The organism is Xanthomonas nasturtii, from assembly GCF_023337365.3.
GTDB classification, from domain to species: domain Bacteria; phylum Pseudomonadota; class Gammaproteobacteria; order Xanthomonadales; family Xanthomonadaceae; genus Xanthomonas; species Xanthomonas nasturtii.
Genome location: NZ_CP142084.2, coordinates 1,455,599 through 1,474,770, shown reverse-complemented (window position 1 = coordinate 1,474,770; position 19,172 = coordinate 1,455,599). Strand labels below are relative to the sequence as shown.

General features: G+C 66.0%; 16 protein-coding genes and 1 pseudogene. 8 read left to right on the top strand and 9 right to left on the bottom strand.

All coding sequences use genetic code 11. From position 1 onward, the window contains the following. Window positions 1–9: 9 nt before the first annotated feature. The 5 genes from M3O59_RS06435 to ffh form a co-directional block, all read right to left on the bottom strand. Complete coding sequence (locus tag M3O59_RS06435; RefSeq protein ID WP_064632199.1) at window positions 10–807, bottom strand: aminotransferase class IV family protein; 798 nt, start codon at window positions 805–807, stop codon at window positions 10–12. Then, window positions 798–1,868: an NAD(P)H-dependent flavin oxidoreductase gene (locus M3O59_RS06430; protein WP_249050257.1), complete on the bottom strand. Its 1,071-nt coding sequence runs from the start codon at window positions 1,866–1,868 to the stop codon at window positions 798–800. Before M3O59_RS06430 ends, M3O59_RS06435 begins: the two co-directional genes overlap by 10 nt. Before the next feature lie 246 nt (window positions 1,869–2,114). Next, the gene (locus M3O59_RS06425; RefSeq protein ID WP_249050258.1) at window positions 2,115–2,399 is read right to left on the bottom strand and encodes a hypothetical protein; all 285 of its coding nucleotides are present in this window, start codon (window positions 2,397–2,399) and stop codon (window positions 2,115–2,117) included. Between the two features lie 462 nt (window positions 2,400–2,861). Further along, entirely contained in the window at window positions 2,862–3,341 is a 480-nt protein-coding gene (locus tag M3O59_RS06420; RefSeq protein WP_249050259.1) for a hypothetical protein, read from the bottom strand. Window positions 3,342–3,427: 86 nt separating this feature from the next. Then, complete coding sequence (gene ffh, locus M3O59_RS06415; RefSeq protein ID WP_064632203.1) at window positions 3,428–4,804, bottom strand: signal recognition particle protein; 1,377 nt, start codon at window positions 4,802–4,804, stop codon at window positions 3,428–3,430. 383 nt (window positions 4,805–5,187) lie between these two features. On the opposite strand from ffh, the gene M3O59_RS06410 reads away from it, so the two are divergent. Next, on the top strand, window positions 5,188–5,979 hold the full coding sequence (locus M3O59_RS06410) for a cytochrome C assembly family protein (protein ID WP_064632205.1): 792 nt from the start codon (window positions 5,188–5,190) through the stop codon (window positions 5,977–5,979). Between the two features lie 240 nt (window positions 5,980–6,219). On the opposite strand, the gene M3O59_RS06405 is transcribed toward M3O59_RS06410, so the two are convergent. Further along, window positions 6,220–7,269, bottom strand: a complete 1,050-nt coding sequence (locus M3O59_RS06405) for an aldose epimerase family protein (RefSeq protein WP_249050260.1) — start codon at window positions 7,267–7,269, stop codon at window positions 6,220–6,222. A 240-nt stretch (window positions 7,270–7,509) separates the two neighbouring features. Here M3O59_RS06405 and M3O59_RS06400 point away from each other — a divergent pair. Continuing rightward, a pseudogene (locus M3O59_RS06400) lies at window positions 7,510–8,436 on the top strand (alpha-L-arabinofuranosidase C-terminal domain-containing protein); the annotation flags it as partial. A gap of 45 nt (window positions 8,437–8,481) precedes the next feature. On the opposite strand, the gene M3O59_RS06395 reads toward M3O59_RS06400, so the two are convergent. Next, window positions 8,482–9,429, bottom strand: a complete 948-nt coding sequence (locus tag M3O59_RS06395) for a LysR family transcriptional regulator (protein ID WP_064632208.1) — start codon at window positions 9,427–9,429, stop codon at window positions 8,482–8,484. A gap of 137 nt (window positions 9,430–9,566) precedes the next feature. Here M3O59_RS06395 and M3O59_RS06390 point away from each other — a divergent pair, with 137 nt between their 5' ends. Further along, on the top strand, window positions 9,567–9,839 hold the full coding sequence (locus M3O59_RS06390; protein ID WP_249049897.1) for a DUF2798 domain-containing protein: 273 nt from the start codon (window positions 9,567–9,569) through the stop codon (window positions 9,837–9,839). A gap of 389 nt (window positions 9,840–10,228) precedes the next feature. Continuing rightward, window positions 10,229–11,578 (top strand): glycoside hydrolase family 16 protein, encoded by a 1,350-nt coding sequence (locus M3O59_RS06385; RefSeq protein WP_249054326.1) that lies wholly within the window; start codon window positions 10,229–10,231, stop codon window positions 11,576–11,578. A 21-nt stretch (window positions 11,579–11,599) separates the two neighbouring features. Here the strand turns inward: M3O59_RS06385 and M3O59_RS06380 are convergent, their stop codons facing one another. Both M3O59_RS06380 and M3O59_RS06375 read right to left on the bottom strand, forming a co-directional pair. Beyond that, window positions 11,600–11,968, bottom strand: a complete 369-nt coding sequence (locus M3O59_RS06380) for a response regulator (protein WP_249050262.1) — start codon at window positions 11,966–11,968, stop codon at window positions 11,600–11,602. Next, window positions 11,961–13,124 carry a PAS domain-containing sensor histidine kinase gene (locus M3O59_RS06375; protein ID WP_249054328.1) on the bottom strand — a complete coding sequence of 388 codons (1,164 nt, stop codon included), beginning with the start codon at window positions 13,122–13,124 and terminating at the stop codon, window positions 11,961–11,963. The genes M3O59_RS06380 and M3O59_RS06375 overlap by 8 nt, the downstream gene beginning before the upstream one ends. A gap of 158 nt (window positions 13,125–13,282) precedes the next feature. Between M3O59_RS06375 and M3O59_RS06370 the strand changes: the two genes are divergently transcribed. Genes M3O59_RS06370 through M3O59_RS06355 form a run of 4 tightly spaced genes read left to right on the top strand, consistent with a single transcriptional unit; the run spans window position 13,283 to window position 18,985 of the window. Beyond that, complete coding sequence (locus tag M3O59_RS06370) at window positions 13,283–16,456, top strand: response regulator (RefSeq protein WP_249054329.1); 3,174 nt, start codon at window positions 13,283–13,285, stop codon at window positions 16,454–16,456. Beyond that, a complete protein-coding gene (locus tag M3O59_RS06365; RefSeq protein ID WP_249054331.1) occupies window positions 16,429–17,277 on the top strand; it encodes a CheR family methyltransferase in 849 nt (282 codons plus the stop codon). Before M3O59_RS06370 ends, M3O59_RS06365 begins: the two co-directional genes overlap by 28 nt. Further along, complete coding sequence (locus M3O59_RS06360) at window positions 17,274–17,858, top strand: chemotaxis protein CheB (protein WP_064632223.1); 585 nt, start codon at window positions 17,274–17,276, stop codon at window positions 17,856–17,858. Before M3O59_RS06365 ends, M3O59_RS06360 begins: the two co-directional genes overlap by 4 nt. Beyond that, entirely contained in the window at window positions 17,855–18,985 is a 1,131-nt protein-coding gene (locus M3O59_RS06355) for a hybrid sensor histidine kinase/response regulator (protein WP_064632225.1), read from the top strand. The genes M3O59_RS06360 and M3O59_RS06355 overlap by 4 nt, the downstream gene beginning before the upstream one ends. Window positions 18,986–19,172 lie beyond the last annotated feature (187 nt).

The window sequence follows — 19,172 nt, the reverse complement described above, 5'->3', positions numbered from 1 at the left end:
CCAGAATGCTCAAATCGCTTGCCAGGCATGGGTTTGCAGGGCCCGCTCCAGCAGCGGCAGCTGCGCGGCATGCGCGCCCCAGCGGGCCGGCCCCAGCGCCACGATGGCCTGCTGACCACGCGCATTGCAGGCGAATGCCCCCTCGAACCGGTCCAGCTCGGTCAACTCCACCGGCCGACTGACCTGGGCAACGCCCAGCGTGTTCAGGCCTGACTGCAGCAACTGCTGCCGGGTTCCCCGCAGCGCCGGCCCCTGCGGCCAGACCACCCCGCCGCGCTCCCATAACCCCAGATTCCAGAACGCCCCCTCCAGTACCCTGCCCTGCCGGTCCTGCAACACCACATCGTCGTGGTCGGCCTGCATGGCCTGCCGGCGCAGATGCAGCAGCGGAAACGTGCCCACATGCTTGAGTTCCGGCCGCTCGCGCACGTAATCGGTCACCTGCACGCGCAGCCCGGTCTCGGGCATGTTGGCCGGCGGCGAAATGGCGACCAGTACGGCCAGTGCGACCTCGCGCAAGGGGTTTCGGAAATCGAAATCGGGCGCGAACACGGTGACCCGCAGGCTGGCATCGGCCATGGCCGATGCAGCCAGCGCAGCACGCAACTGCGCGCGTAGCTGGTCCGCGTCCAGTTCCTGGCCGAACAGCGCGCGACTGCCTTCCTGCAGGCGCTGCAGATGCAGGTCCAGCCCCAGCGCGGCGCCGTTGCGCACCTGCAGCGTGGTGAAGTGGCCGTAGTTGATCAGCGCAGCAGCGCCGAGCTGTTGCGCGCTTGCCGGCGCGCCATTGCAGAAGATCAGCGACATAACAGTGCCTGCGCCTGCTCCCACCACCGCGTGACCAGTTCACCGGCCGGTTGCGCGGGCGCCATCCAGGCGGACTGCCCAGCCCAGGCCTGCATCGCCTCCAGACGATTGTCGCGCGCTGCCGCCTGGCGCATCGGTGCGGTAAGCCCGCGTTGCACCGGATAAGCCGCAGGCAGGGGCGCATCTGCAGCGCTTGCCGCATGCACGTAGGACGTGGCCAGCGCGCGCCCCAGCCGACCGGAAAACGCACGGGTTGGCTGGGTGTCCTCCGGCTCGGCGGCAGCCAGCGCATCGGCCCAGGCGCTTGGCAGCGACGCTTCAGGCGTGCGTAGCAACCCGGTACCGATCTGCACCGCGCTTGCGCCCAAGGTCAGCGCTGCCGCAATGCCGCGCGCGTCGGCGATGCCGCCGGCAGCGATGACCGGGACATCAAGACGATCGACCAGGCGCGGCAACAGCGCGAACAACCCGGTCATCTGCTGCGCGGCGCGACCGGCATCGAACGCGCCGCGATGGCCGCCGGCTTCGGCACCTTGCGCGACCACTGCATCGGCACCAGCTGCCTGCGCCGCAAGCGCTTCATCCAGGGTGGTGGCGCAGGCGAACCAGGCGATGCCCGCATGCTTGAGGCGCGCAACCTGATCGGGCCGGAACACGCCCATGATCGATGAGGCCACCGCCGGGCGCGCGTCCAGCAAGGCATCGAATTGCGCGTCGAAATCGGCCGGTGTGGCGTCGCCTGCAGCCTCCGGCACCGGCGGCCCCCACTGCGCAAGAAACACCCGCAGACGCGCTTCGGCAGCGGCATCGCGCGCAGGCGCCGGATCGGGAATCCACAGATTGATTTGCGCGGGCCCGGCACTTGCTTCACGGAAAGCAGCCATCCACGTCACGATGTCCTGCGGCTGCGACAGCACCGCACCCATCGCGCCCATGCCACCGGCATTGGCGACCGCCGCCGACAGCGGCACCGGGCAGGCGCCGGCCATGGGGCTGAGCAGGATCGGCAGGCGCAGGCCGAAGCGTTGCTGGAAGGCATCGACGCTGGAGAATCTGGTCATCCACCACCTCAGCGGCCATGAAACAACGCATGGTAACCGCGATGGACCGATGCCGATGCCGGCACGCGCGAGACGGTCAGTCGCGTATGCACTGCATGCCGCACGTTGCGTTTGGAGCAGCCATCAACACGTGGCAACCGGGATCAGGTGAACATGAAGTTGCCGGTGGATACCGCTGCTACAGGCCGCACCGAACTCCGGCCGCGCCCATGTGGCGTGGAGCGCAGTGGTTCGTTCGTCACTCTCTCAATCCACCGGCACCGGCATCACTTGCCGGTACCAGTCTTCGACCCAGACATCCTGCAACGCGAACGCACGCAAGCTCTGCGGACGCTGCAGGTAAGCGCCCCACAGGCGCAAATCGACAAACGACGAGACGGGCTGCGTGCGCCATGCCGGTGGCCCGAACAGCCGTAACTCCAGGCAGTAATCGCCATCGGCGGGACAGGTGAGCTGGGTGCAATCGGCCGGCGCTGCGCTCGCCCACACATGCGCCAGATCCGGCCCGCGTACCAGCTTGAACAAACGCACCTTGCGTGCGACCGATGCACTGGTCGGCCAATGGCAACGGGCAGTCGAAGTGCGTGCTGGCCCAGGCCAGCTCCAGCGTCAGTACATCGCCCTGGCTCAGATGCAGAAAGTAGCGATGCAGATGGGTATTTTCCGCGCGCCACGTCGTTGCGGGGTCGGCGCATGCGGACACGTCCCAGACATCGTCGGCACTGGCGAACAACAGCCGGCGTGGCGTGCACAGGCGAGCTGTCGAGACATGCGTGCGACGCCACATGCGCTTCGTTTTCGATATGCACGACCGCCGCACCGTCATCGCGACGTGCGTAGCGCAGGCTCGACCCGAACGCCGGCTTCAGCGACAACGCCAGACGGTCCGGCTCGGGCACGCGCAGCCACACCCCGATCACACCCGGGCAGTGCCCGTCGGCCTGGCCGATGCCGATCGAATACACCCCGGCATGCATCACCGGCACGTCCGCCTCACCCCTTGCGGGCACCTCCAGCCACTGCGATTGCGTGGCGCCTGGCGGCCACAGATCGCAGCGCCATGCGTGTGCATGGCGTACTGCCATGCGCGTCGGGATGAAATGCCAACACAAGCTGGTCGCCGGCGCGCAGGAACCACTGGACCGTGGTGCAGATGCCCTGCCGCGGATAGCGCTCTTCTTCGTAAGGCACCACGTCGGCGATGTGGCGCCGCCACTGCCGCACCGACGTGGCGCGGGCGCTGTCCTCGACGCCCCGCCTTGCTGCTGCCTCGAGCTTCGGCAGGCGAGGAAGCTCATGCGCCGGACCGGTGCTGTCCTTGGTGTTTTCAGCGGCGGGCGGTGCCGCCGGCACCTCCACCGGAGGCGAGGTAAACAGGCGATCGATGCCTGCAGCGACCAGTGCGATGCACAGCCAGACTACAAAGCCTGCCGGTGCGAGCGCCCACCCCGATGTGACCTGCCACGCCAGCACGAAAGGCCAGCGCCAGATGCACGCAATGCGCGCCTGCCGATGCCCTCACGGCGTGCGCGGCCAGCGCAGCTTGGTTCGCAGGTTGCTCAGCGGAACGGCATGCCGCCGCGGCCGCCCATGGCGCCCATCATGCCCTTCATGTTGCGCATCAGGCCCTTCATGCCGCCGCCGGCCAGCTTGCCCATCATCTTTTCCATCTGCTGGTACTGCTTCATCAGCTTGTTGACGTCGGCCGGCAGCATGCCCGAACCGCGGGCGATGCGGGCGCGGCGCGAGCCGTTGAGCAAAGCCGGGTTGCGGCGCTCTTTCTTGGTCATCGAATTGATGATCGCGATCATGCGCGGCACTTCCTTGCCGGTGACCTGCTGCTTGACGTTGTCCGGGATCTGCCCCATGCCCGGCAGCTTGTCCATCAGCCCATGGATGCCGCCCATGTTCTGCATCTGCTCGAGCTGCTCTTTCATGTCGTTGAGGTCGAACTTCTTGCCCTTGGCGACTTTGGCGGCCAGCTTGGCGGCCTTTTCCTGGTCGACGCTGTGCTCGACCTGCTCCACCAGCGACAGCACATCACCCATGTCCAGGATGCGGCTGGCGACGCGATCGGGATGGAATACATCCAGGCCGTCGGTCTTTTCGCCGGTACCGACGAACTTGATCGGCTTGCCGGTGATGTAGCGCACGCTCAGCGCGGCACCGCCGCGGGCGTCGCCGTCGGTCTTGGTCAGCACCACACCGGTCAGCGGCAGCGCCTCGCCGAACGCCTTGGCCGTGTTGGCCGCGTCCTGGCCGGTCATCGCATCGACCACGAACAGGGTTTCGGTGGGATTGACCGCGGCGTGCAGCGCCTTGATCTCGTCCATCATCGCCGCATCGATCGCCAGGCGACCGGCGGTGTCGACCAGCAGCACGTCGGCGAACGACTTGCGCGCATCGCTGATGGCCGCGCGCACGATGTCGACCGGCTTCTGCGAGGCGTCGGAGGGGAAGAACAGCACGCCGACCTGTTCGGCCAGGGTCTTGAGCTGCTCGATCGCGGCCGGGCGGTAGACGTCGGCCGAGACCACCATGACCTTTTTCTTGCGCTTTTCCTTCAGGTGCTTGGCAAGCTTGCCAACCGTGGTGGTCTTGCCCGCGCCCTGCAGGCCGGCCATCAGGATGATCGCCGGCGCCGGCACGTTGAGATTGAGGTCGGTGGCGGCCGCGCCCATCACGGCGGTGAGCTCGTCGCGCACGATCTTGATCAGCGCCTGGCCCGGCGTCAGCGACTTGAGCACTTCCTGGCCCACCGCGCGCACCTTGATGCGTTCGATCAGCGCCTGCACCACCGGCAACGCGACGTCGGCTTCGAGCAGCGCGATACGCACTTCACGGGTGGCTTCGCGGATGTTTTCCTCGGTCAGGCGGCCGCGGCCGCGCAGGCGCTCCATGGTGCCGGAGAGACGTTGGGTAAGGGACTCGAACATGCGCAAAGGACCGCGTGAGGGGAAACGGGTGCCGATTATAGCGGCACCGGCCAACGCCCCGCCCCGACCCGTCTAGCGCCTGAGAGGCGAACCGGCCCAGGGGGAGCTGAACCGGCGCGCGGCACCACGCGCGATCATCCAGGACAGCAGCGCTGCAACAGCCAGGAGGCATCACACCCAAGCCGGCAGGGATGTCCAGCCCTGCCCTGCTCGCAGGCATGCCCAGGTGCACTGCCTGCCCGCGCACTGCCTGCCCACCCCGAGCCCTGTAGCCCGAGCCCCTGCTTTCCCGATTCCCGATTCCCGATTCCCGATTCCCCGATTCCCCGAATCCCCGAATCCCCGAATCCCAAATCCCCGCCCCACCATGCGAAACTTCTACGATGACAATCGTTCTCATCGCGTTCGCCTTGTATCTATTGGCCACCGCGCTGCTCACCCGGGCGGTGCTGCGCGATGGCAACCAGGCGCCAGCACGCTGGTTGGCACCTGCGCTGGCAGCCGTAGCCTTGCATGCCGGTTACCACGTGCTGGTGGCCTTGCGAACCGCCGGCGGCCCGGACATGCATTTCTTCGCGGCGCTGTCGCTGTGCGGGCTGGGCATGGCCGCACTGACGGCGGTGTTCGGCGGCCGCGGGCGGATGGCGGCGGTGGGTGTGGTGGTGTTCCCGCTCTCGGCGATCCTGCTGGCCAGCTATCACGCTTACGGCCACGAGCCGAGCTCGGATCTGGGCTGGCGCCTGGAACTGCACGCGTGGATGGCACTGCTGGCCTATGCCACGTTGGGTATCGCCGCGCTACTGGCGATCATGCTGTGGCTGCAGGAGCGCGCACTGCGTCGGCGCGATTTCCATACCTGGTTGCGCGCACTACCGCCGTTGACCGAGCTGGAAACGCTGCTGTTCCGCACGATCACGGTGGGCTTTGTGCTGTTGAGCCTGACCCTGCTGACCGGCCTGCTGTTCGTGCAGGACTTTCTGGCACAGCGCCTGTTGCACAAGACCGTGCTCAGCATCCTGTCGTGGGTCGTGTTCGGCGCGCTGTTGATCGGCCGCTGGCGCAACGGTTGGCGCGGCAGCAAGGCGGTGCACTGGACGTTGACCGCGATGGCGCTGCTGGTGCTGTCGTTCTTCGGCAGCAAGTTCGTGATCGAACTGGTGCTGGGGCCACGCTGAGCGCGGTGTCAGCAAGCGATGCGGACACAGCAGATTCTGCTCGGCCTATCAGCCACGGTCGCAACATCGCGCCGCGGCATCGCGCGTTGCTACGGCAAGGCCCCTTGCTAGCCCGCACCTACCGCCGGCGCCAGCGCGCAACCCGCTGATGCGCGAAATCGCGAAGTTTGCATCGCCATCAACACAGCGCTGCGCGCCCTCACTGCATGGCCGCAGCCGGCGCCATGCCTGCAACGACACTCAGGCATCCAGCGCCGCTTGCACCGCTTCCCACGGCTGATCCGGGCCCACGCTGGCGAAGCGATAGCTGATGCGGCGGCGGTAGATCTCGCCGGGCCGCAGGATGGTCGACGGAAAGTTGGCGTGATTGGGCGCGTCCGGGTAGTCCTGCGGTTCCAGGCACACGCCGCGGCCCAGGCCGGGATGGTGGGCGTCCAGATGCTGGCCTTCGTACAGCTGCACCGCCGGTGCGTCGCTGCCGATGCGCAGCGCCACGCCACTGTGCGGCGAATACAGCTCGGCAATGCAATCCGCGTCGGCGGCCAGCACCAGACACTGGTCGTAGCCCTTGCCGAGCACCACCTGCGGATGCGCCGGGTCGGTGTTGTCGGCGAGCGCGGCAGGCTGGCGGAAATCGAATGGCGTGCCGGCGACCGGGGCGATCTCGCCGGTCGGAATCGATTCGGCATCCACCGGCAAATAGCGATCGGCCGGCACGCGCAGCACCTGCGCGGCGGCGCAGTGATGCGGGTCGCCGGAGAGATTGAAGTACGGGTGATGGGTGAGGTTCAACACAGTCGCGGCGTCGCACTTCGCCTCGAACTCCAGCTGCAGGCTCAGCCCCTGGAGTTGCAGGCGCGCACGCACCTGCAGATTGCCGGGGTAGCCTTCTTCACCATCCGGCGAGTCGTAGCCCAGCAGCACCTGATCCGGCGCCTGCTCCAGCACGCTCCACACGCGTCGCCCGAAGCCGCGCAGACCACCGTGCAACTGGTTGCGCCCTTCATTGGCCGCCAGCACGTGAGTGACACCATCCAGCGTGTAGCGCGCACCGGCGATGCGGTTGCCGAAGCGGCCCACCAGGATGTTGAGACTGTCGCCATCGGCGGCGTATGCATCCAGGTCCGGCAACGCCAGCAGCACTGGCACCACGCCTTGCGCCGTGGTCAAGCGCAGCGCGTGCAGGATGCCGCCGTAGGTGAGCACTTCCGCCTCGAGACCGGCCTCGCTGCGCAGCGTAAGCGCGTGAATCTCGACACCGTCTGGCAACTGCCCGAACACTCGCTGCATGGATCGTCCTGCCGATGAGGGAAGCCCGCGAGCATAGCCGCCTGACGTGGCCACCGACCATGCCGTTGCGCACATCCTGGCCTGCGAAGCGGCTGCCGCGTCGGCGAGGCGCTGCCGCGCTCGTCTGCGTTGGTCGCGCTGCAGCAATACAAACCGCTGCTGCGCGCACTACGCTAGCCCACGCTTTTTCCCTGGCAACGACGCCCACCCGACAGCCGACCGGCACAGGAGTACCAGCCCGATTACGCCGCCGATGTGTATCGGCGTTCCAGACATTCGACAAGGCGCCGGCCAACCAGAACATCCTGAAAATCGCGCCCGGTCCCAACAACGACGATCACCACTTGACCGAGGTGATGATGCGCGAGGCCGGTACGCTGATGGACGGCCTGAGCCTGCACTACTACACCGTGCCCGGTGGCTGGCCGCCACGCGCCTCGTCCACCAACTTCGATGAAGCCGCCTGGATCGATACGCTGTCGCGCACGCTGGTGATGGACGAGCTGATCAGCAAGCACAGCGCCATCATGGACAAGTACGACCCCAGCAAGAAAGTCGCGCTGGTGGTGGACGAATGGGGCACCTGGTACGCCGGCCTGCCCGATGCGAACCCGGGCTTTCTGCATCAGCAAAACAGCCTGCGCGATGCGCTGGTCGCATCGTGAAATATCGCTATTTTCAGCAACCATGCCGAGCGCGTGCGCATGGCCAATATCGCGCAGATGGTCAACGTGCTGCAGGCGATGATCCTCACCGACGGGGACAAGATGGTACTGCCGCCGACCTATCACGTGTTCGCGCTGTACAAGCCATACCAGGACGCCACCTACCTGCCGCTGTACTTGCAGACCCCCGGAGTACCGGCATGACGCTACGCATGTGCCGGCAGTGCACGGCTCGGCGGTCAGGGCCAAAGACGGCCACGTGTATGTCGCGCTGACCAATCTGGACGCGATCGTGCCGGCAACCGTCAGCGTGCAGGTGGAAGGGCTGCCGCTACGCACGGTGCAGGGACAGATCCTGACCGCACCGGCGATCACCACGCACAACACCTACGCGCAGCCACATGCGGTGGCACCGGAGGTATTCAAGGGCGCGCGCGTGCAGGGCAAGGCCTTGCAGGTGGCGTTGCCGGCGCACTCGATCGTGATGCTCGAACTGCAGTGAGTGGCCGCCTGCGGCAGTGGTGCGCGCCCGCAGACGCATCAATGGTCAAACAGACAATGGCGTTGTCTCGACGCTGCGCCACTGCGCGGGCAGGCGTTCGAGTACGTGGTCCATGAAGGCGCGCACCTTCGGGGTAAAGTCGCGGCGGTCGGAAACGCACAGGTAGAGCCGCAGCGGTTCCGGCGCGGCCCGGGCGGTGTCGTGCGCATCGGCCGCGAATAACGATTGCAACGCGCCGCGTTGCAGATAGGGCTGTACGACGAACGCTGCCAGCCGCGCGATGCCGCCACCGGCGGCCGCCATGCTGGCAAGTGCGTCGACGTCGTCGCTGACCATCGCCTGGCCGAGTTGCGGCTGGAAGCGCACCCCGTCGCGCACGAAGTTCCAGCGCAGGAAACGGCCGTCCACCGGATAGCGCAGCAACAGGCAATCGTGATATTTCAATTCATCCGGGCTCTGCGGGGTACCGCAACGGGCCAGATAGTCTGGCGCAGCGCACACCACGAACGGCACCTGCGCGATACAGCGCGCCACCAGCCCATCTTCCAGCTGCGCTTCGATGCGCAGGCTGACATCCACGCTTTCCTGCGCGTGCTGCACCACCCGGTCGGTGCACAACAATTCGATGTCCAGTTGCGGATACCGCTGGCGCAGCGCAGGCAGCATCGGTGCGAGCACATGCCGGGCGAACGCGGCGGTGCTGGCCACGCGCAAGCGCCCGGCAGGCGCCTGCTGCGGGCCGGCCACCAATTGCCGCGCGCGTTCCAGGTCGCGCTCCAGTTGTCGCACGTGTTCGAAGTACAGCGCGCCGCGCTCGGTCAGCGCCAGACTGCGGGTGGTCCGGTGCAGCAGGCGCACGCCCAGATGCTGCTCCAGGCGCGCGATGTTCTGGCTCACCGCGGCCGGACTGACACCCAGCGACTTGGCCCCGCCGGCAATGCTGCCGGCATCGACGGTACTGACAAAGCTGCGAATCGACTGAATAATATTCATTTATTAAGCAAGTATTCCCGAGCGATTCGTAAGATTTACTTACGTAAGCCGCAAGGCTACGCGATCTACCGGGCCGGCGCAGGCGTGACTACAGTGCCGGCCATGTCGCTGTTTCGCGGCAGCCTCGAGACCTCCCCATGTCGTCACCACCCTCCTCCGCCTTGGCACGTTCGCGCTGGAAACTCGGCGCGCGCGCCACCCCGTTCGTGTTCGCGTTCTACATGGCTGCGATCATGGCGTTGCTGATGTGCCTGGTCATCACCGGCGCCAACACCGGCCTGGCGCCGGGATATCTCTGGCGCGTACTGGATGCCTATCGCATTGCGATGCCGACCGCGTTCTGTTGCGTGCTGGTGGTGCGACCGTTGGTGATCCGGCTGGTGGCGTGGACGGTGCATGCGGCGCAGTGAGCACCGCCTGCGTGGGGATGCGGGTTGACGCTGGCAGCCCTGTGCGCATCGCTGCGCGCAGCAATGGTGATTTTTAGCGGTAATTGCCGCTGACACGGCCACAACCCAGCGCGCGTGGGCAGCCTGTGTCGCCGCTCCCATCCATGCGTAACCGATGCGCTTGCGTTTTGAACCGCGCACGCCCACCTCGCCGCAGCAGCACGCCACCGGCTGCTGCCGCGCAACATGCAGGCCGCGTCATTTGCGACCGGCGTCATGCCATTGATTGCTTATTCCGGAATGAACACCACGGATTTGAAACAGGGCCGACATTTGCTTTGACACTGAAGTTGCTGCTGCGCAGCGTCACGTCTCCATGGACGTTGGTCCACTTTTTGGAGAAGCACACAATGAACACGCTACGCAGTGTCGCGGTGCAGTTCGCCCTGCTATGCGCAGTGGCGATGCCACCAGGCGCGCACGCGCAAACCCTGGTCTGGGAAGACAACTTCAATGGCCCCGGCATCGATGGCAACAAGTGGACCTATGACGTCGGCAACGGCTGCCAGATCGGCCTGTGCGGCTGGGGCAACGGCGAGATGCAGTACTACACCAGCCGCGCCGAAAACGCGCGCATCGATAACGGCCGGCTGGTGATCGAAGCACGGCGCGAAGCGTTCCAGGGCATGCCGTTTACCTCGGCGCGTCTCAAGACCGAAGGCCGCATGCATTTCAAGTACGGCACGCTGGAAGCGCGCATCAAGACGCCGGTGGTGGGCAATGGGCTGTGGCCGGCGTACTGGATGCTGGGCACCATCGGCGTGTGGCCAGGTCGCGGCGAGATCGACCTGATGGAAGCCGGCATGGCAGCGGCGATCGCCAATGGCACCGCCAATCGCCGTATCGGCGCCGCGGTGCACTGGGACTACAACGGCCAGCAGGCCGACTACGACACCAGCTATAACAGCCCGGTGGATCTGCATGCCGACTTCCATGTGTACCGCATGACCTGGGACCCGCAGTTCATCCGCGTGTCGATCGACGGCCAGCAATACTTCGAGTTTGCGATCTCCAATATCGAAGGCGCCTCGCTGCACGAATTCCATCAGCAGCAGTATCTGCTGCTCAATCTCGCCGTGGGCGGCACCTATACCGGTATCACCTCACCCGCGGCGGTGACCGCGCCGTTGCCGGGCAGGATGGAGATCGATTACATCCGCCTGTATCAAAACCCCGGTTCGCAGCTGTACGTTGGCGCGCAACACGCAGCGCCCGCAGGGCGCTTTGGCGTGTTCACCGAGCAGGCCGATACCAGCGGGCGACTCAACTTAGGCCAGGATGCCGAGCTGTATCTGTGGAACAACCTCACCCCGATTGCACAGGCGCCGTTCGAAGGCAGCAACGTGATGGCCTACCGCGCCAACGCCGGTGCCTGGTATGGCCTGGGCATCCAGACCGACTATCGCAACATGGCCGCCTATGCCGGCGGCACGCTGAAGCTGCACCTGAAAACCACCACGCCGTCGACCTTCAAGATCGGCATCAACACCAGCTTCGGCGATAGTTGGGTGGATTTTGCCGCTGGCGGCAATCAATACGGGCTGGTGCGGGATGGCGCCTGGCACCAGGTCAGCATCCCGTTCAGTGCGTTCCACGACCTGGATCTGCAGGCGGTCAAACAGCCCTTCATGCTGGTGGCCGATCCGCCGGCCGCGCCGGTGGAGATCGCCATCGACAAGGTGTACTACCAGAGCCGTTGATGCGGCATGCGCCGCCATCGTCTAGGCGTTGGCGGCGGTGCTCTTGAGCATGTCGATAAGCTGGCGCAGACGATACGGCTTGGGCAGGAAATCGACCTGCGCCGGTAGCGGCGGCAGCTGCGCCTTGGCAAAACCCGAGGCCAGAATGACGCGCGCCTGCGGCAACAGTTGCGCCACCTGCTCGCTCAATTCGATGCCCGACATGCCGTTGGGCATGCGGACATCGCTGAACACCACATCGTAGGGGCCGCTGTCGCGCAGCATGCGTAACGCGCTGTGGCCGTCGTCGGCGGTGTCGACGCTGATGCCTGCATCGCGCAGCGCTTCGCCGATCAATTCGCGCAGTTCTGCCTGGTCTTCCACCATCAACAGGCGCAGGGATTCAGTCATGCTCGGCTTCCTCGATGGCCGGGAGAAACAGGGTGACGGTGGTGCCGCGTCCGGGTGCGGTCTCAAGCTCGACGAAGCCGCCGGACTGGGAGGCAAAGCCGAACACCTGGCTCAACCCCAGGCCGGCGCCCTTGCCGACATCCTTGGTGGTAAAAAACGGTTCGCTGGCGCGTTGCGCGACATGCGCCGACATGCCGGGGCCATCATCGCGCACGGTCACGGTGACGTACTGGCGCCGCGCACCCTGCGGGGCAGACGGCGCAGCCCGATGCAGCGCGCCAGTGGTCAGCACAATCGCGCCGCCAGCAGGCATTGCATCGCAACTGTTGAAGACCAGATTGAGCAGCGCCGCCTCCAGTTGGCCCGGATCCACGCGCACATCCGGCAACACATCGGCGAACTGCAGCGATAACCCTACCGCTGGCGGGCAAGCGCGCCGCAACAGTTCCAGCGAACGCGTCACGACGGCAGTGACGGCGTGGCGCTCGGGGTTCAGGCGCTGCCCACGGGCAAATGCGAGCAGTTGCCGCGTCAACGAGGTACCGCGATCCACTGCGGTTTGCGCCGATTCGATCAGCATGCGGGTGCGTGCGTCCTCGCCTGCGCGCAGGGCGATCAGATCCAGGCTGGTCACCATCACGGTGAGCAGGTTGTTGAAGTCGTGTGCCATGCCCAGCGTCAGCCGCCCCAGCGCTTCGAGCTTCTGCGACTGCAACAAGGCGTGCTGTGCCTGCTCCAGCAGATGCTGCGCTTGCTGGCGCTCGGTCAGATCGCGGGTCACCTTGGCGAACCCCACCAGCACGCCGAATTCCAGCACCGGTTCGATCACCACACTGGCCCAGAACCGGCTGCCGTCCTTGCGCAGGCGCCAGCCTTCGGCAGCGAAGCGCCCCTCGCGCTTGGCGATCTCCAGATTGCGGCCGGGTTCGTCGCGCTGCGCATCCTCGGGCAGGTAGAACCGCGAGAAATGCGTACCCAACACCTCGCTTGCGCGATAACCCTTGAGACGTTCGCCGCCGGGGTTGCAGCTGCGGATCTGCCCAGCGATATCGAGCATGCAAATCGCACAATCGGACACGCTCTGCACCAACAGCTGACACTGCCGGCTGTCGTAAGAAAGCGGCCCTGCACTGTCGACGGCCGTTTCCGCATCCATCGCGCGGTGTTTCCCCCGGAAAAGCGCGCGACCTTAGTGAGGGTTGCGTGAAGGCTGCGTGCAAGCCAACCCGGCTGCAAAATGCGTCAAATTTCCGGCGATTTGCGCGTGAAACTTATCGGCTACCATGACCGCCCCCAGTTCGGTCCACGCTTCCTATGCACAGCATCTCGACCACACGCGACCGCTGGATCTGGGTGATCGCGGGGGCCTTGATGGCTGGCACGCTGGGCGTGGAGTTGGTCACCCCGCTCGGGTATGCGGTGTGGCTGACCTACTTCGTGGCGGTGGGCGTGACGGTGTTTCAGAACCGCCCGCAGGTGCCGCTGCTCGTGGGCGCGCTGTCGTGCGTCTTGCTGGCAATCGGCTTTCAGCTTGCGCCACCGAGCACCAATTCGAGTTTTTCGTCGGTCAACCGCGGCATCGGCGGCGTGTCGTTTCTGGCGATGGCGCTGGTGGTGATGCAGGCGATCCGCGCACGCCGCCAGGCCGAATTCGCACTGTGGCTGCAGCAGGCAGAAAACACCGTTGAAGCCAGTTTGCGCGGCGATCAGGCGCCCCAGGAGCTGGCCGACGCCGCAGTGCGCGCACTGTGCGAGACCTTGGATGCGCAGGTGGGCGCGCTCTATCGCATCGAAGGCGATCGCCTGCGGCTCACCGGTGGCGCGGCGTTGTCGCCCGATCTGCCACAGACGCTGCCAACCACTGCCGGGCAACTGGGCGAAGTGCTGCAACGTGGCACGGTGCGGCGCGTGCGCGGCGTGGACGCCGGGCACCTGCAGATTGCCTCGGGGCTTGGCAGCAGCGGTTGCCAGGAACTGCTGCTGGCGCCGGTCACTGCCGATGGCCGGGTGATCGGCATCATCGAACTTGGCCGCGTGACCGACCCACGCACTGCCGGATCGCGCGAAGAAGAACTGCTGGCGCGCTGCGGCGAAAACATCGGCCTGGCCCTGCGCACCGCATTGCTGCGCGCGCAGCTGGTGGCCTTGCTGGAAGAAACCCAGCGCCAGAGCGAAGAACTGCAGACCCAGCAGGAAGAACTGCGCGTCGCCAACGAAGAACTGGAAGAACAGAGCCGCAGCCTGCAGCAGTCGCAAAGAGATCTGGAGTTGCAGCAGGCAGAACTGGAGCAGACCAACGTGCAGCTGGAAGAACGCACCCAGGCCCTGGAAGCGCAGAAACAGGCATTGCTGGTGGCGCAAGATCAGCTGGTGCGCAACAGCAACGAGTTGTCCACCGCCTCGCGCTACAAGTCGGAATTTCTCGCGAACATGTCGCACGAGCTGCGCACCCCGCTCAACAGCGCGTTGATCCTGGCCAAGCTGCTGGCCGACAACAAGGACGGCACGCTCAGCGCCGAGCAGGTGAAGTACGCGCAGGCGATCCTGTCGTCCAACAACGACCTGCTGACGCTGATCAACGACATCCTGGACCTGTCCAAGATCGAAGCCGGGCACGTCGAGCTGGCCGACGAAACCGTCGCCACTACATCGGTGTTGCAACGCCTGCGCGAAACCTTCGAACCGCTGGCGCGGCAAAAAGGCCTGGCACTGGAGATTGCAGCCGATGCAGACGCGCCGACGCAGCTGGTGGTCGATAACCAGCGCCTGCAGCAAATCCTCAAGAACCTGCTGGCCAACGCAATCAAGTTCACCGAACACGGCAAGGTCAGCTTGTCGGTCCACGCGCATGCGCCGGGTCGTGTGCGCTTTGCGGTGGCCGACACCGGCATCGGCATCGCGCGCGAACAGAACGAGGTGATCTTCGAAGCGTTCCGTCAGGCCGACGGCAGCACGCGTCGCCGCTATGGCGGCACCGGGTTGGGCTTGTCGATTTCGCGCGATCTGGCGCAGCGCATGGGCGGCAGCATCAGTGTGGACAGCGAGCCCGGGCGCGGCAGTTGCTTCACGCTGGAACTGCCCACCGACGGCGCACCGGCGGAAGCGATCCCCGCCGCCGCTGCCACTGCGCACGCCGCCGCGGCAGCGGCCCCGGCTGCAGCCATCGCCGCGCAGCAACGCAATGGCACTGCGCTGGCTGTGCAACCCGGTGCGCATGGGCGCGCGGCCGCCCAGACAGCGCCGCTGCCGATTGCCTCACCGAGCGCAGCGCCGATCCCGCGTGCCGACGACGACCGCGACCAACGCAGCCGCCCGGGCCGCCTGATTCTGGCGGTGGAAGACGACACCCGGTTCGCGCAGGCGCTGGTGGACCTGGCACACGAGCTGGATTTCGATTGCGTGGTGGCTCCCAATGCCGAAGAAGCCTTGCGCCTGGCAGCCGAGCTACGTCCCAGCGGCATCCTGCTCGACATCGGCCTGCCGGATGCCTCCGGCCTGAGCGTGCTTGAGCGCCTCAAGCGCGACCCGGCCACACGCCACATCCCGGTGCACGTGGTGTCGGCGCTGGAGCGCAGCCAGATTGCGCTGGAACTGGGTGCGGTCGGTTACCTGATCAAGCCGGCCACGCGCGATTTGCTGGCCGGCGCGATCCGCCAACTGGAAGAAACCAACGCGCGTGCGGTGCGGCGCCTGCTGATCGTCGAAGACGACAGTGCCTTGCGCGCCAATCTGGAACTGCTGCTGGCGCGCGACCAGCTGGAGATCGTCGCGGTGGGCAGCATTGCCGAGGCGATGCAGCAACTGGCCGGCTCCACCTTCGATTGCATGGTTACCGACCTGGCCTTGCCAGACGGCAGCGGCTACGACCTGCTCGAACGCATGGCCGGCAACGACGCGGTCGCGTTCCCGCCGGTGATCGTCTACACCGGGCGTGCGCTCACCCGCGATGAAGAACAGCGCCTGCGCCGGTATTCCAAGAGCATCATCATCAAGGGCGTGCGTTCGCCGGAGCGCCTGCTCGACGAAGTGACGCTGTTCCTGCACAGCGTGGAAGCCTCGCTGCCCAGCGACCAGCAACGCCTGCTGCGCGAAGCGCGCCGCCGCGATGCGGTGCTGGACGGCGCAACGGTGCTGCTGGCCGAAGACGATGTGCGCAACATCTTCGCGCTCTCCAGCGTGCTCGAACCGCTGGGCGTCACGCTGCAGATCGCACGCAATGGCCGCGAGGCATTGGAGCATCTGGCCAAGCACGAGGTGGACCTGGTGCTGATGGACATCATGATGCCGGAGATGGATGGCATCACCGCGATGCGGCAGATCCGTGCCAACCGTCAGTGGCAGGATCTGCCCATCATCGCGCTGACCGCCAAGGCCATGGCCGACGACCGCGAACGCTGCCTGGAAGCCGGTGCCAACGACTACATCGCCAAGCCCATCGATGTGGACAAGCTGGTGTCGCTGTGCCGCGTGTGGTGCACGCGGCAATGAACCCGGTGGAGCTGTTCGACCTGGAACTGCGCGTGCTGCTGGAAGCGGTGTACCAGCGCTATCACTACGACTTCCGCGACTACGCGGTGTCGTCGTTGCGGCGGCGCATGCGCCACGCGATGGCGCGGTTCGAGTGCGCGCACGTGGCCGATCTGCAGCACCGCCTGCTGCACGAGCCCGACACCTTTGCGCAGGCGATGCAGTTCTTCACCGTGCAGGTCTCGGAGATGTTCCGCGACCCGGCGTATTTCCGGGTGCTGCGCGAACATGCAGTACCGGTGTTGCGCACCTATCCCTCGATCAAGCTGTGGGTAGCAGGCTGCAGCACCGGCGAAGAAGTCTGGTCGCTGGCCATCCTGCTGCACGAAGAAGGACTGCTGGAAAAGGCGGTCATCTATGCCACCGACATCAATCCCGAAGCGTTGCACCTGGCCGAAGCCGGCGCCTACGGCATCGATCGCATTGCGCAGTTCAGCCGCAATTATCTGGACGCCGGCGGCCGCGCATCGCTGTCGGATTACTACACCACCGCCTACGACGGTGCGGTGTTCGACCGCCGCCTGAAGCGCAACATCGTGTTCGCCGACCACAGCCTGGCCACCGACACGGTGTTCTCCGAAGTGCACCTGGTGTCGTGCCGCAACGTGCTGATCTATTTCAACCGCACCTTGCAGGACCGTGCAGTGGGATTGTTCTTCGATGCGTTGGTGCATCGCGGGTTTCTTGGGCTGGGCAGCAAGGAATCGTTGCAGTTCGGCGCGCACGCACAGGCATTTGAAGCCTGCGCACGCGAGCAACGCTTATATCGGAAGGCCGCATGAGCGGCGTCTGCGCAGCGCAGGATTTCGACGCGATCGTGATCGGCGCCTCGGCCGGTGGCGTGATGGCCTTGCAGGCGTTGTTGTCCGGGCTGGCGGCAGATTTGCCGATGCCGGTGCTGGTCGTGCTGCATCTGCCGCGCGACCGCCCCAGCCAGATCGCCGAGCTGCTGGATGCGCGCTGCGCGTTGCCGGTACGCGAGGCCGAAGACAAGCAACCGCTGCTGGCCGGCAGCGTCACCGTCGCCCCACCCGATTACCACCTGCTGGTGGAAACCCGCGACAGCCTGGCGTTGTCGATGGATGCGCCGGTGCTGTTTTCGCGCCCGGCCATCGACCCGCTGTTCGAATCGGCTGCCGATGTTTTCGGCGCACGCCTGCTGGCGATCCTGCTCACCGGAGCCAGCAGCGACGGCAGTGCCGGCGTGGCGGCGGTGCGCACGGTGGGTGGCACCGCGTGGATCCAGCGCCCCGACGATGCTGCATCCCCCTTGATGCCGGCCTCTGCCCTCGCCCATGCCGGTGCGGATGCGGTGCTTACCCTGCAGGCAATCTGCACCCGACTGGAAGCTTTTCACGCATGAACCTCACCGCGACCGGCCCGGCGACAAGCAGCGACAGCACCGAACCGGCCAAGATCCTGATCGTGGACGATGTGCCGCAGAATCTGGTGGCGATGGAAGCGCTGCTGCAACGCGACGGCATCCGCGTGCTATGCGCCAACTCCGGTGCGCAGGCGCTGGAACTGCTGCTCGAACACGACGTGGCACTGGCGCTGCTGGACGTGCACATGCCGGAAATGGACGGTTTTTCGCTGGCCGAATTGATGCGCGGCTCGCAGCGCACCCGGCATGTGCCGATCATTTTCCTGACCGCCTCGCCGAACGATCCGGTGCGTGCCTTCCAGGGCTACGAAACCGGCGCGGTGGATTTTCTGCACAAGCCCATCGAGCCGCACGTGATCCTGAGCAAGGTCACCGTCTTCATCGAGTTGTACCAGCAACGGCGGCTGCTCAAGGCGCGTAACGCGTCGCTGGAGCGTGCGCTCACGCTCAACGAAACCATGATGGCGGTGCTGACCCACGACCTGCGCACACCGCTGTCGGTGATCCTGCTCTGCGCCGACAAACTCGGCCTGGATGTCGATGCCGGCAGCTCGGCCGCGCGCACGCTGGAACATCTGGAAAACAGCGCGCGCCGCATGGCACGCATGGTGGAGCAACTGCTGGATTTTTCGCGCCTGCGCAGCGATGGTCTGCCGATGCAGTTCGGCCCGTGCAACCTCGGCGAGGTGGTGCACAGCGTGGTGGGCGAAGTGGCGCAGGCCAATCCGCACACCACCATCGACCTGCGTACCGAAGGCGACCTGGATGGCGACGGCGATGGCGACCGGTTGGCGCAGGTCGTCTCCAATCTGGTTGGCAACGCCGTGCTGCACGGCGGCCGCCATCCGGTGCAGGTGCATCTGGACGGCCGCGAGCAGGATGCGTTGCGCCTGTCGGTGCGCAACGCCGGGCACATCCCGGACAGTTTGATGCCGCGTTTGTTCGAACCGTTCAAGGCCAGCTTCCACGCCAGCCAGGGGCTGGGGCTCGGGTTGTTCATTGCCGACCAGTTCGTCAAGGCGCACGGCGGCACGCTGCAGGCGCGCAACGAAGATGGCGACGTGGTGTTCGAAGCACGACTGCGCCGGCGCAACCTGGCGGCGTGACGACAGCGGGCATTGCGCTGAGCTAAGACGCACTCGCCTGCGCTATCGCACTGGCCAAAAACCGGGCCGCGCTCATGGCATTCCTGCGACAGCAACGCTGGCGGCCTGGCTGCCTGCTGCGTGGCTGTGCGCCACCGCTAGCGGCCTGATCCCTGGCGCTTTTTTGGCAGTGATTCGCAGGCAATCG